The sequence below is a fragment of the Leucobacter ruminantium genome, assembly GCF_017565705.1.
GTDB lineage: Bacteria > Actinomycetota > Actinomycetes > Actinomycetales > Microbacteriaceae > Leucobacter > Leucobacter ruminantium.
In genome coordinates, this window is the sequence record NZ_JAGDYL010000026.1 from 36,017 (window position 1) to 48,830 (window position 12,814).

General features: G+C 69.4%; 13 protein-coding genes. 10 read left to right on the forward strand and 3 right to left on the reverse strand.

Annotated features, from left to right (window positions below; translation table 11 throughout):
* Together J4H91_RS13030 and mmuM are read left to right on the forward strand one after the other, a co-directional pair.
* On the forward strand, positions 1 to 648 hold the full coding sequence (locus J4H91_RS13030) for an MBL fold metallo-hydrolase (RefSeq protein ID WP_208046695.1): 648 nt from the start codon (positions 1 to 3) through the stop codon (positions 646 to 648).
* Positions 645 to 1,559, forward strand: a complete 915-nt coding sequence (gene mmuM / locus J4H91_RS13035) for a homocysteine S-methyltransferase (RefSeq protein ID WP_208046696.1) — start codon at positions 645 to 647, stop codon at positions 1,557 to 1,559. The genes J4H91_RS13030 and mmuM overlap by 4 nt, the downstream gene beginning before the upstream one ends.
* A gap of 3 nt (positions 1,560 to 1,562) precedes the next feature.
* On the opposite strand, the gene J4H91_RS13040 is transcribed toward mmuM, so the two are convergent.
* Positions 1,563 to 2,420, reverse strand: coding sequence for a transporter substrate-binding domain-containing protein (locus tag J4H91_RS13040; protein WP_208046697.1), 858 nt, complete (start codon positions 2,418 to 2,420; stop codon positions 1,563 to 1,565).
* A gap of 251 nt (positions 2,421 to 2,671) precedes the next feature.
* Between J4H91_RS13040 and J4H91_RS13045 the strand changes: the two genes are divergently transcribed.
* Both J4H91_RS13045 and J4H91_RS13050 read left to right on the forward strand, forming a co-directional pair.
* Positions 2,672 to 3,922: an MFS transporter gene (locus J4H91_RS13045; protein ID WP_208046698.1), complete on the forward strand. Its 1,251-nt coding sequence runs from the start codon at positions 2,672 to 2,674 to the stop codon at positions 3,920 to 3,922.
* 38 nt (positions 3,923 to 3,960) lie between these two features.
* Positions 3,961 to 4,443: a glutathione peroxidase gene (locus tag J4H91_RS13050; RefSeq protein ID WP_208046699.1), complete on the forward strand. Its 483-nt coding sequence runs from the start codon at positions 3,961 to 3,963 to the stop codon at positions 4,441 to 4,443.
* Between the two features lie 16 nt (positions 4,444 to 4,459).
* Here the strand turns inward: J4H91_RS13050 and J4H91_RS13055 are convergent, their stop codons facing one another.
* Positions 4,460 to 4,948 carry a flavin reductase family protein gene (locus J4H91_RS13055; protein ID WP_208046700.1) on the reverse strand — a complete coding sequence of 163 codons (489 nt, stop codon included), beginning with the start codon at positions 4,946 to 4,948 and terminating at the stop codon, positions 4,460 to 4,462.
* Here J4H91_RS13055 and J4H91_RS13060 point away from each other — a divergent pair.
* Both J4H91_RS13060 and J4H91_RS13065 read left to right on the forward strand, forming a co-directional pair.
* A complete protein-coding gene (locus tag J4H91_RS13060; protein WP_341783549.1) occupies positions 4,932 to 5,690 on the forward strand; it encodes a phosphoribosylanthranilate isomerase in 759 nt (252 codons plus the stop codon). The genes J4H91_RS13055 and J4H91_RS13060 overlap by 17 nt on opposite strands.
* Before the next feature lie 86 nt (positions 5,691 to 5,776).
* Positions 5,777 to 6,760 (forward strand): M23 family metallopeptidase, encoded by a 984-nt coding sequence (locus tag J4H91_RS13065; protein WP_243752966.1) that lies wholly within the window; start codon positions 5,777 to 5,779, stop codon positions 6,758 to 6,760.
* A gap of 79 nt (positions 6,761 to 6,839) precedes the next feature.
* Here the strand turns inward: J4H91_RS13065 and trpD are convergent, their stop codons facing one another.
* Positions 6,840 to 7,916 (reverse strand): anthranilate phosphoribosyltransferase, encoded by a 1,077-nt coding sequence (gene trpD, locus J4H91_RS13070; RefSeq protein ID WP_208046701.1) that lies wholly within the window; start codon positions 7,914 to 7,916, stop codon positions 6,840 to 6,842.
* Between the two features lie 254 nt (positions 7,917 to 8,170).
* Between trpD and ctaE the strand changes: the two genes are divergently transcribed.
* Genes ctaE through qcrB form a run of 4 tightly spaced genes read left to right on the forward strand, consistent with a single transcriptional unit; the run spans position 8,171 to position 12,385 of the window.
* Positions 8,171 to 8,776 (forward strand): aa3-type cytochrome oxidase subunit III, encoded by a 606-nt coding sequence (gene ctaE, locus J4H91_RS13075; RefSeq protein WP_208046702.1) that lies wholly within the window; start codon positions 8,171 to 8,173, stop codon positions 8,774 to 8,776.
* A gap of 21 nt (positions 8,777 to 8,797) precedes the next feature.
* The gene (gene qcrC / locus J4H91_RS13080) at positions 8,798 to 9,598 is read left to right on the forward strand and encodes a cytochrome bc1 complex diheme cytochrome c subunit (RefSeq protein WP_208046703.1); all 801 of its coding nucleotides are present in this window, start codon (positions 8,798 to 8,800) and stop codon (positions 9,596 to 9,598) included.
* A gap of 49 nt (positions 9,599 to 9,647) precedes the next feature.
* Positions 9,648 to 10,760: a cytochrome bc1 complex Rieske iron-sulfur subunit gene (qcrA, locus tag J4H91_RS13085; RefSeq protein ID WP_208046704.1), complete on the forward strand. Its 1,113-nt coding sequence runs from the start codon at positions 9,648 to 9,650 to the stop codon at positions 10,758 to 10,760.
* Positions 10,757 to 12,385 (forward strand): cytochrome bc1 complex cytochrome b subunit, encoded by a 1,629-nt coding sequence (qcrB, locus tag J4H91_RS13090; protein ID WP_208046705.1) that lies wholly within the window; start codon positions 10,757 to 10,759, stop codon positions 12,383 to 12,385. The genes qcrA and qcrB overlap by 4 nt, the downstream gene beginning before the upstream one ends.
* The last annotated feature ends 429 nt before the right edge of the window (positions 12,386 to 12,814 follow it).

Consider the following 12,814-nt stretch of genomic DNA (forward strand, 5'->3'; position numbering starts at 1 on the left):
ATGGGCGAGGTGCGTATCGAGCGAGTGGTCACCCGCGGCTTCATCGGGGCGGGCCGTCCCGGCATGCCGCCCGAGGGCGTCGAGCTCGAGAACAACGTCTGGGTCGTCGGCGACGACTCGGAGGCCCTGGTCGTCGACGCCGCCCACGACGCCGATGCGATCGTGGCGGCGGTCGGCGACCGCGACCCGCTCGGGATCCTGCTCACCCACGGGCACGAGGATCACGTGAACGCGGCGGTCGAGGCCGCCGGCAGGCTCGATACGCATCTCTATCTCCACCCGGACGATCTCTTCCTCTGGCGGGAGACCCACGGCGACGCGCTGCCCGACTTCGAACTGGAGCACGGCGCGGCCTTCCTCGTCGCGGGCGCCGAGATCGTGACCGCCCACACGCCGGGCCACACGCCCGGCTCCGTGTGCTTCCTCCTCCCGTCGCTCGGCACGGTCTTCTCCGGCGACACGCTCTTCAGGGGAGGCCCGGGCGCGACGCGCTGGGAGTACTCGAGCTTCCCGCAGATCATCGATTCGATCCGCGCAAGGCTGTTCGAGCTGCCCGGCGAGACCGAGGCGCGGCCCGGCCATGGCGACAGCACGACGATCGCGGCAGAGCGGGCCGACCTCGACGCCTGGCTGGCGCGGGGCTGGTGACGGCGTCGCTCGCGGAGGCGCTCGCGGCCGCGCCGATTCCGCTCGACGGCGGCCTCGGCACGCGCCTCGCTGCCCGCGGCAACGATGTGACCGGAGAGCTCTGGTCTGCCGAGATCCTGCGGAACGACCCCGCCGAGGTGCGCGCGGCCCACGTCGACTTCTTCGCGGCGGGCGCGCGCGTCGCCACCACCTGCTCGTATCAGGTGAGTTACGAGGGGTTCGCGCGCATCGGCGTCGATGAGGCGGAGGTCGACCGGCTGCTGCTGCGCAGCGTCGACGTGGCGCGCGAAGCCCGCGAGGAGGCCGGGCTCGCCCCGGACGACGCCTGGATCCTCGCCTCGGCGGGCCCGTACGGCGCCGCCCTCGCCGACGGCAGCGAGTACACGGGAGACTACGGGGCGGACGTCGACGAGCTGCGCCGCTGGCATCGCCGCCGACTCGGCGTGCTCGCCTCGGCGGCCCCCGACGCGCTGCTGTGCGAGACGATCCCCTCGCTCGACGAGGTGCGGGCCCTCTCCATCGAGCTCGCCGAACTCGGAGCGCCGTCGATCATGAGCTTCACCGTCTCGGGCGGCGCACTGCGCTCGGGCGATTCGATCGCGGACGCCGCCCGCCTCGCCGATCAGACGCCAGGCCTGCTCGCGGTCGGCGTCAACTGCTCCGACGCCGTGGATGCCACGACCGCCCTGCGGCTCATGCGCGCCGTCACGGAGCTGCCGCTCATCGTCTACCCGAACAGCGGCGAGGAGTGGGACGCGCGCTCGCGCTCCTGGTCGGGCAGCGCCGCCCCGCTCGACGCCCGCGTGCCGGAGTGGGCCGCGGCCGGGGCGAGGCTCATCGGGGGCTGCTGCCGAGTGGACACGGCTGAGATCTCGGCCGTCTCGGCCGCGGTGCGGGCGCTCGCGGCCTGATCCCTATTCGGTCGCCACGTTGATCGTGGCCCGCTCGATCGCGCCCGCCTCCGAGCGATACTCGCGCAGCAGCGCCTCATAGGTACCGTCGTCGATGAGCCGCTGCAGCGACTCCCGCACGGGCTCCGCGAGCTCGCTGCCCTTCGCGACGGGCAGTCCGTAGGGCGCGGCGTCGAACAGCTCGCCGACGGCCTCGAGCTCGCCGTCGAGTGCTCCGATCGCATCGATCGTGACGGGCGAGTCGGCCGAGAACGCGTCGGCCTTGCCGCCTACCACCGCGTTGGTGACCTCCGGCTGGCCCGTGAAGGGAAGGATCTCGATGGGTTCCTCACCGGCGGCCTCGCAGGCGGCGCTGCGTTCGGGCAGCTCGACGAGGTGCTGCGTCCCGCCCGACATGACGGCGACCGAGAGCCCGCAGGCATGCTCGGGGTCGACGTCGCTTCCCGCGGGCGCGGCCCACAGCGATCCCGCCTCGTAGTAATTGACGAAGTCCACGACCTCCTGCCGTTCGCGAGTGTCCGTGAAGGACCCGACGCCGATGTCGATCGCTCCGCCCTCGATTCGCGGCAGGATGTTGTCGAACAGCAGCAGCTCGTACTCGACCTCGAGGCCGAGATCGTCCGCGATCGCCTCCACGAGTTCGACCGCCCAGCCCGTGGGCCGGCCGTCGTCGGTCTTGAACTCGTTCGGCGGGTAGTCGGTGATCGTGCCGACGCGCAGCACACCGGACTCGCGGATCTGCTGCCAGCTGCGGACCTCGCCCGCAGGGGCGTCGACGGCCGCCTCGTCCGCGGAGTTGTCGGCGCAGCCGACGAGCAGCAGCGCCGCCGCGAGGAGCGGGGCGAGGGTGCGGAGCTTCACGGATACCTCGTTTCGATGTTCGTGCAGGGGCGGCAGGAGCCACGGCCCGATTATGCCGCAGCCCGGCACCCTCGCCCCGCTCGGTTACCGTGCATGACGATCGTGTTTCCGCGATCCCTCGCGATGGGGAGGGGCCGGCGGTATCCTTGCGGGGTCGCAGCGTCGCGCTTTCCATGCGGCGAGGATCGCTCCCGATCCCTCGCCGATCGGGGACACTCCCGACCCCTCACCGACCCCTTGGAGGCGCACCGATGCAGCAGCTCACCCCGTTCCGCCGCAACATGGCCCTCTTCGCCCTCACGCTCGGCGGCTTCGGCATCGGCGTCACCGAGTTCGCGGCGATGGGACTGCTGCCCGACATCGCCCGCGAGCTGCTGCCCGGATTCGATGAGTCGCCCGACCGAGTCATCGCACAGGCGGGCGTGCTGATCACCGTCTACGCGCTCGGGGTCGTCGTCGGGGCGCCGCTGTTCGCGGTGTTCGGAGCCCGCATGTCGCAGACGAGGCTCGCGTACTGGCTCCTCGCGCTGTTCGTCGTGGGATCGGCGGCGTCGGCGCTGATGCCCGGCTTCGGCTCCCTCGCGGTGGTCCGCTTCATCGCCGCACTGCCTCACGGAGCCTACTTCGGCGTCGCGGCCCTGCTCGCCGCCCGCATCATGGGACCCGGCAGCCAGGGGCGCGGCGTGGCGCTCTCTCTCAGCGGCCTGACCGTCGCGAACATCTTCGGCGTGCCCCTCGCCACGGGGCTCGGCCAGGCGCTGGGTTGGCGCACGGCCTACGTGCTCGTCGCCCTCATCTTCGCGATCACGCTCGTGCTGGTGATCGTGTTCCTGCCGCGTTACCCGGGCAACCCGGCGCGCAGCCCGCTCGCGGAGCTGTCGGCGCTGCGCAATCCGCGGGTGTGGATCATGATCGCCGTCGGAGCCGTCGGCTTCGGCGGGTTCTTCGCCGTGTACTCCTACATCGCCGAGGTGACCACCCGCGAGACCGGCCTGCCCGCCACGGCGGTGCCCTGGGTGCTCGCGACGCTCGGCCTCGGCATGACGATCGGCAACCTCGCGGGCGGCTGGGCGAGCGACCGCAACCTCAACCGCACGGCCTGCATCGGCTTCGGCTCCTTCATCGCAGCGCTGCTGCTTTACACGCAGATCGCGGGGCACCCGGCCGGTCTCTTCATCGGCTGCTTCCTGCTCGGCGCGACCTCGTCGCTGCTCATGCCCGCGGTGCAGGCGCGCCTCATCCGCATCTCGCACGAGGCGGCGCTCTTCGGCGCGGCCATCAATCACGCCTCGTTCAACATCGGCAACAGCCTGGGGGCCTGGCTCGGCGGGCTCGTCATCGCCGGCGGGCTCGGATACCGCGCCCCGGCCTGGGCGGGCCTCGTGCTCGCCGTGCTCGGCACCGCGCTGCTGCTCGTGAGCATCGCCGTCGAGCGACGGGACAAGCGGCGCAACCTCGACACCGTGGGCATCCCCGTGCGATCTCTCGCCGACGAGGAGTAGGCGGCCCCGCGCGCTCCCCCGAGGCGTACGCTGGTGGCATGGAGCTTCGAGAGATCCCATTGACCACCATCGACGGCGAGCGGACCGCGCTCGCCGAATACGCCGACCGCGCCGTGCTCGTCGTCAACGTCGCGTCGAAGTGCGGCCTGACGCCGCAGTACACGAAGCTCGAGGAGCTGCAGCGGCGCTACGGGCCGCGGGGCTTCACGGTGCTCGGCTTCCCCTGCAACCAGTTCCTGAACCAGGAGCCGGGGGACGCCGAGGAGATCAAGACGTTCTGCTCGGCGAGCTACGGCGTCACCTTCCCACTGATGGAGAAGGTACAGGTGAACGGTCGGCGCAAGCATCCGCTCTACGCGCTGCTGCACGAGGTGCCGGACGCCTCGGGCAAGACCGGCCGCATCAAGTGGAACTTCGAGAAGTTCGTGATCGCGCCCGACGACACGATCACCCGGTTCCGCCCGCAGGTGGAGCCCGACGATCCCGCCGTGCTCGCCGCGATCGAGGCGGCCCTGGCCTGAAGCGGCCCGGCCCCGCTCAGGCGAGGGATCGGAAGGCGCGGTCCAAGTAGACCATCGGCTCGGCCGCCTCGCCGAACTCGGCGCCCAGCACCTCGGCCACCACGATGACGGAGGATCCCACCCCGAGCGAGTGGAGCGTGCGGCAGCGCAGCGCGACACGCGTGTCCGGCAGATACGGCTCGCCCGTGGGCAGCGCCCTCCACCCCTGCCGCTCGGTGAATCTCTCGGAGCCGGAGACCGCGAAGGAGCCAGCGATGTCGGCGTGCCTGCCGTCGAGCAGGTGGATCAGGTAGCTGTCGGCGCCGAGGATGCCGCCCGCACTGCCGGTCGCCCGGGTGACCGAGAAGGAGACCGCCGGAGGGTCGATGCCCACCGACGCCACGCTCGAGGCTGTGAGCCCGACGGGGCCGTCAGGGGTCTGCGCGGTGATCAGCGCCACACCCGTGGGGTGCTCCCGGAACGCCCGCTTGAGCGCATCCGCCCCCACCGTGTTCTCCGAACCCATCCACTCGCTCCTTCTGCTCGCCGCGCCCGCCGGCGCGGACACGACTGTGTCATCGGATCCCTCGGTCAACGGATCCCTCGTCTGCAACGCGGCCCGCGATGCGATCATTCCCGGTACGCTGGCTGCCATGTACATCAAGATCTGCGGGCTGCGCGACGAGCTCGCCGCACGGGTCGCGGTCGACGCCGGGGCCGACGCCGTCGGCGTCGTGATGAGCGAGGGCAGCCCCCGCGATGCGAGTCGCGACGAGGCCGCCTCGGTCGTGGCGGCGGTCGAGGGATCCGGGCTCGACGCGGTGCTGGTGGTGCGAGGCGTGCCCGCGCGCGCGGCCGCGGAGACGGCGCTCGAGCTGGGCTTCGACGTGCTGCAGCTGCACGGTCCCTATTCGGGCGCCGACTTCGCCGCGGCGCTCGAGGTGCTTCCCCGAGTGTGGAGGGCGACCTCGCTCGTCGCGGAACCGCGGCTGCGGGCCGGCGAGTACGGGGAGGAGCATCTGCTCATCGACGGGGCGACTCCCGGATCGGGCGAGAGCTGGGATCTCGCTGCGCTCGCGGAGCAGGAGACCGCGGCGCGCATCGGAGACGGCTGGATCCTCGCGGGCGGTCTCGAGCCGGGCAACGTCGCCGAGGCGATCGCCGCCGCCCGCCCCTGGGGCGTCGACGTCTCGAGCGGCGTGGAACGGGCTCCGGGAGTGAAGGACCTCGAACTGATCCGGCGTTTCGTTCGGGCCGCGCGCAGCTGAGCACGGATCTGGCGCCTCGCGTCATGAGCCTGTAACCTATTCGTGACCTTCCGCACACCCGACGCGACACCGTACCGAAAGCCCGCATGATCGATTCCTCCACGCCCGCGAACGGGCCGTATCCCTCGCGCAGGTCATTGCGCGAGGCGGCCGAAGCCCTCTCGCAGCGGACGGAGGAACCCGCGGCCGAGACGGTCGCCGAGCAGGAGTCTGCAACGGTCCGGGAGCCGACCGCGATGCCCTCGGCCCCCGATGCCGCGCCTCGGACGAACTCGGTGCGGCTCCCCCGCCTCGAGCACGTGCCGGTGGTGGCGCTCGACGCCGTCGAGGCGAAGCGGGAGCGCCCGTCGATCGGGCGGCGCCTCGCGAGCCTGGCCGCGACGGCGAGCGTCTGCGGTCTGGTCGTCGCGCTCGCCTTCCCGTTCGCGAACCCGCCCGCGGCCGAGGGCGACGCGGCGGCGGCAGCTCAGCAGCGCCTCTTCTCCGAGCTCTCCGCCGAAGAACTGCCGGCCTCGCTCACCGAGATCACGGCGGCGGAGATCGACGACTCGACGCCGCAGAGCTATGCCTTCCGCCCCGAGGCTCTCGTGAACTACCCCTTCGCCTCCCCCGTGATGCTCACCGACGGCTTCGGATACCGCACCGCGCCCGTCGAGCAGTTCCACGACGCGCAGGACTTCGCGGCCGCGGCCGGCACCCCGATCCAGGTCATCGCCGACGGCACCGTTCTCGAGGCCGGCCAGGCGGACGACGGCTGCGGTTTCGGTCTCAAGGTCGAGCACCGCATCGACGGCAAGACCGTGACGAGCCGCTACTGCCATATGCAGGACGGCTCGCACACGTACAGCGTCGGCGACACCGTGAAGATGGGCGATCCCGCCGGCAAGGTCGGGAACACCGGCATGTCGTTCGGCCCGCACCTGCACCTCGCGCTCCGGGTGAACGACGAGCCCGTCGACCCGATGCCGTTCTTCGCGAAGTACACCCGCATGGACCGCCCGAAGGACGGGAAGGACGCGGAGAAGCCGACCGTCCAGGCGGAGGCGGCTCCCCCGGCGCAGACTCCCTAATCCGCGAGCTTCGCCGGTCCGCCGACTCTCTCGTCGCGTGCCTCGCCGGCCGCGCTCCTCGTCGGTCGGTCGCCTCCCTCTAGCGGTGCGCCTCGCCCGATCCCTGTCGAGCCGTCGATCGCACCCAGGCCTCGAGCTTGGCGACCGCCAGGCCGGAGTCGATCGCGTCGGCGGCCCTGCGCATGCCTCCGCCGAGCCGTTCGAGCAGCGGGCGCTCCGCCGTCTCGGGATCGGAGGCCAGATCGTAGGCCACCAGGCCGGCCGCGGCGTTCAGCAGCACGACGTCGCGCACGGGGCCGGGCTCGCCCCCGAGCACACGGCGCACCACATCGGCATTCTCCTCCGGGGTGCCGCCTGCGAGATCCGAGATCGAGGCGCGCGCGATGCCGAGATCCCTCGGGTCCAGATCGTGCTCGGTCACGGCGCCCCGGCTCACCTCCCAGATGCGGGAGTGACCCGTCGTCGTCAGCTCGTCGAGGCCGTCGTCGCCCCGGAAGACGAGTGCGGAGGCTCCGCGCAGCTGGAAGACGCCGACGAAGAGCGGCACGCGCTCGAGATCGGCGACGCCGACCGCCGAGGCCTCCGGACGCACGGGATTGCAGAGCGGCCCGAGGAAGTTGAACACCGTCGGGATGCCGAGCTCGGCCCGGGCAGGCGCGACGTGGCGGAAGCCGGTCAGGAAGCGCGCGGCGTGCACGAACGCGATGCCCGCCTCGTCGAAGGCCCGCGCCAGCTGCCCGGCGTCGAGGCCGAGGTCGACCCCGAGAGCGCTCAGCACGTCGGAGGAGCCGGACAGGCTGCTCGCCGCGCGGTTGCCGTGCTTCACCACCGGCGCGCCCGCTGCCGCGGCGGTGATTGAGGCCATCGTGGAGATGTTGACGGTGCCGAAGCGGTCTCCGCCGGTACCGACGATGTCGAGCGACATCGCGGGCAGCTCGATCGGCTCCGCGGCCGCGAGGATCGCATCTCGGAAACCGATGACCTCGTCGACCGTCACGCCCTTGGCCCGGAGCGCCACCAGGAAGCCGCCGATCTGCGCCCCCGTGGCCTCGCCCGCCATGAAGGCCGACATCGCCCACTCGGCCTGCGACACGCTCAGGTCGTCGCCGTCGAGCAGCGCGGTCAGGACATCGGGCCAGTTCCGTTCATCGATCATGGGTCGATTCTACCGAGCGGCTATGATCCCTCGCGGCAGCGGCGGGGGCCCGAGCGGGCGACGGAGGCGGGCCTTCACAGACCCCACCCGAATACCCTTTTTCATCAGATGAATTCGGGGTTCGCGAGGTGCGCGAACGACCTCCCCGACCCGCTAGGCTTGCACCAGGAACTCGCAGAAAGTTCGGCGCGCCGACCCCAGGTGAAAACGCACACCAAACTTTCAGCCATAATGGAGGGGTGACAACGACCACTATGAATACCAAGTCAGCCGTGCCCTCGGTGAAGCGACCGAATCTCGTCGCCGTCGGCACGATCGTGTGGCTCGGCAGCGAGGTCATGTTCTTCGCCGGCCTCTTCGCCATCTACTTCACGCTTCGCGCGATGAACCCCGAGCTGTGGGCCGAGCAGACGGAGAAGCACAACTTCACCTTCGCCCTCATCAACACCCTGATCCTGGTCGCCTCCTCCTTCACCGCACAGGCCGGCGTCTTCGCAGCCGAGCGCATGCAGCCCCGGAAGGCGAACGGCAAGTGGGGCACGGTCGAGTGGTTCTACCTCACCTTCTTCATGGGAGCCATCTTCGTCGCGGGCCAGGCCTACGAGTACGCGACCTTCGTGTCCGAGGGCATCACGCTCGCCTCCGACCCGTACGGCTCTGCGTTCTACATGACCACGGGCTTCCACGGCATCCACGTCTCGCTCGGCCTCGTCGCCTTCCTCCTGGTGATCGGCCGCATCTACGCTGTCAAGAACTTCACGCACAAGGAGGAGACCACGGCGGTCGTCGTGTCCTACTACTGGCACTTCGTCGACATCGTCTGGATCATCCTGTTCATCGTCATCTACGTCCTCAAGTAAGGGTCAGGAGAACAAGGCATCATGGCTCGCGCCAAGAAGAACCTCCGCAAGTCGGGTCGTCGGCACCCGCTCGCCACCGTCGCTCTCGTAGCGATCGGCCTGCTCGTCACGGGCGCCGCATACGCCGGCTTCAGCCAGACCTCCGCCACGGCCGAGATCGACCTGACCTCCCCGCAGACCATCGAAGAGGGCAAGAAGCTGTTCGGCGCCAACTGCGCCACCTGCCACGGCGCAGAGGCGCAGGGCACCAACGACGGCCCCTCGCTCTACGGCGCGGGCGCCGCCTCGGTGAACTTCCAGGTCGGCACCGGCCGCATGCCGCTGGCGTTCCAGGGCCCGCAGGGAATGGTGAAGCCCAAGCAGTTCACCGAGGAGCAGACGCTCCAGATGGCCGCCTACGTGGCCTCGCTCGCCCCCGGACCCGCGCTCCCCGAGTCGCAGTACCTGCAGGGCGACGGCGATATCGCGAACGGCGGTCAGCTGTTCAAGATCAACTGCGCGATGTGCCACAACGTGGCCGCCGCGGGCGGTGCCCTGACCCAGGGCAAGTTCGCTCCGAAGCTCACCGGGGTCGCACCCACGCACATCTACGAGGCCATGGTCACCGGCCCCCAGAACATGCCCGTGTTCAGCGACGCGAACATCTCGCCGCAGGAGAAGGCCGACATCATCTCGTACCTCAAGTACATCGAGAACGAGCCCGCCGTCGGCGGCCTGACTCTCGGCTCGATCGGCCCCGTGGCCGAGGGCCTCTTCATCTGGGTGATCGGCCTGGGCGCGATCATCGGTCTCACCGTCTGGGTCACCGCGAAGTCGAACTAGTTTCGGAACCCGCGCACAGATATCGACTATTCAGGAATCAAGGAGCAACATGGCAGAGGAAGCGCAGAACAACGGCGGCGAGAACGCCGTTGTCGCCGCCCACAGCCACGGCGGCGGTGAGGGTGCCGGCACTGCCGTCATCTCGTCCGACGCTGTACAGAATCCGGGTCTTCCCCCGCACCGGAAGCGCGTCACCGATCTCGACCCGAAGAGGGAGAAGCGCGCCGAGCGCACGGTCTACACCCTCTTCTACATCTCGATCGCGGGCAGCCTCGGCGCGGTGCTCGCCTACATGTTCTTCCCGATCGAGTCGGGCGAGCTTCTGGCGATCCGCCTCCACACCATGTTCGTCGGTCTCGGCATGGCGCTCGCCCTGCTCGCGATCGGCATCGGCGCGGTGCACTGGGGCAAGGCGATCATGGCCGATCACGAGTCGATCGACTACCGCCACCCCGTTCCGAGCGACGAGCCCACGCGCGAGGGCGCGGCAGAGGTCTTCAAGCTCGCCGACGAGGAGTCCGGTTTCTCCCGCCGCTCCCTCGTTCGCAACAGCCTCATCGGCGCGCTGATCGCCTTCCCGCTTCCCGGCATCACCCTCCTGCGCAGCCTCGCCCCGCAGGATCGCGACGCCGTGCAGCTCCTGAAGCACACCATGTGGGACAAGGGCGTTCGTCTCGCCCGCGACCCCTCCGGCGTGCCGATCAAGGCCAGCGAGGTCACCATCGGTTCGGCCTTCCACGTGATCCCCGAGACCCTCAACCACGAGGACTTCCACAAGCTCAGCCTCGACGAGCGCGGCGGCAGCGACAACCTGCTCGACGCGAAGGCCAAGGCGATCGTGCTCCTCATGCGCCTCGACCAGGAGGAGCTCAAGGAGCTCCCCGAGCGCGAGGGCTGGTCGTACGACGGCATCGTCGCCTACTCCAAGGTCTGCACGCACGTCGGCTGCCCCGTGGCGCTGTACGAGCAGCACACCCATCACCTGCTCTGCCCCTGCCACCAGTCGCAGTTCGACGTCTCCGAGCACGCCAAGGTCGTCTTCGGCCCGGCGAAGCGCCCGCTGCCTCAGCTGCCCATCACGGTCGACGACCAGGGCTACCTCGTCGCGCAGAGCGATTTCCACGAACCTGTCGGCCCGAGCTTCTGGGAGCGTCTCAAGTGAGCAGCACCGTTACCGAAACCCCCGCGCAGAGCGGGCAGGCGCAGAGCGGCTCGAGCCGTTTCACGGCCGCAGCGGCGAACTACATCGACGAGCGCACCAAGATCGGCGTCGCGGTCAAGGAGTTCGGCCGCAAGGTCTTCCCCGATCACTGGTCGTTCCTGCTCGGCGAGGTCGCCCTCTACAGCTTCGTCGTCATCCTGATCTCGGGCACCTTCCTGACCCTGTTCTTCCAGGCGTCGATGGCGGAGGTGCACTACGAGGGCCCCTACACGCCCATGAAGGGTCTCGAGATGTCGGTGGCCATGGCCTCGACGCTCGACATCTCCTTCTCGGTGCGCGGCGGCCTGCTCATGCGCCATGTGCACCACTGGGCGGCGCTGCTCTTCGTGGCGTCCATCGGCCTGCACATGCTGCGCATCTTCTTCACCGGCGCGTTCCGCAAGCCGCGCGAGCTCAACTGGGTCATCGGCTTCGTGCTCTTCGTGCTCGCGATGGCCGAGGGCTTCACCGGCTACTCGCTCCCCGATGACGTGCTCTCCGGCAACGGCCTCCGCATCATCGACGGCATCATCAAGGCCATCCCCGTGATCGGAACCTGGTTCTCGTTCTTCTTCTTCGGAGGCGAGTTCCCCGGCACCGCGATCGTCGGCAGGCTCTACATGCTGCACATCATGGTGCTGCCCGCGATGGTGATCCTGTTCGTCGCTCTGCACCTCGCCTTCGTGGTCATCCACAAGCACACGCAGTACCCCGGACCGGGCAAGACCCAGCAGAACGTGGTCGGCTTCCCCGTCCTCCCCGTGTACGCGGCGAAGGCCGGCGGCTTCTTCTTCATCGTGTTCGGCGTGATCGTGCTGATCGCCTCCCTCGTCGGCATCAACCCGATCTGGAACTACGGCCCCTACGATCCCTCGCCCGTGTCGGCCGGCACCCAGCCCGACTGGTACATCGGCTTCGCCGACGGCATGCTGCGTCTGGTGCCGCCGGGCCTCGAGACCGAGTGGTTCGGCTACACCTGGTCGTGGAACATGCTGCTGCCGCTCATCATCATCGGCCTGTTCCTCGTGCTCGTCGCGGCCTACCCCTTCATCGAGGCTTGGGTCACGGGCGACAAGCGCGAGCACCACATCCTGGATCGTCCGCGCAACGCTCCGACCCGCACCGCGATCGGCGCCGCCGGCGTCACCTTCTACGCGGTGATGTGGGCGGGCGCGAGCTCCGACCTCATGGCGACGCACTTCCAGCTCTCCATGGAGGGCGTGATCCACGCACTGCAGTTCCTGCTGATCTTCGGCCCGATCATCGCGTACCTGATCACCAAGCGCATCTGCCTCGGTCTGCAGAAGAAGGATCGTTCCATCGCCCTGCACGGCTTCGAGTCGGCCCGCATCGTGCGCATGCCCGGCGGCGAGTACATCGAGGTGCACAAGCCTCTGGACGAGTACGAGCGCTGGGAGCTGGTCAGCTACCACGACTACGCACCGCTCATGCTCCGCCCGAACGACGACGGACGCATCCCGTTCGGCAAGCGCCTCCGCGCCGGGTTCAGCCGCTGGTTCTTCGAGGACCGGATCGTGCCCCCCACGAAGGGCGAGATCGAAGAGGGCGGCCACGGCCACCACTGATCCCCGCTCCTCCGCTGCGAACGAGGCCCCGCGAGATTCGATTCTCGCGGGGCCTCTCGTCTTTTCATACGTCCGCAGTCGCTCGAGGAGCCTCAGAGGGATGCCCCTATGTTCCTTGTCCAGCACGACAAGCGTGACTGGCTGGGAACGTCGTGTGCATCTCCTCGGGCGCGTGAAGTCGGCGACTATGATCCGGGACATGTGCAGTGCGAAGCAGTCCGCGATCCCGACCTGGTTGAGGGTCGTCGTGTGGTCGGTCGCGATCGTTCTGGCGCTCGTCGGAATGGTGTTGGCCGTCGTGTCTAGGGCGTGTCTCCTATATACGTAGCCAGGTCAGGATCGCTGCGATCACGACCCCTGCACGGTACGTGACCGCGAGTTTGTCGTAGCGTGTCGCGAGTCCGCGCCACTGCTTCATGAGGCTGAATG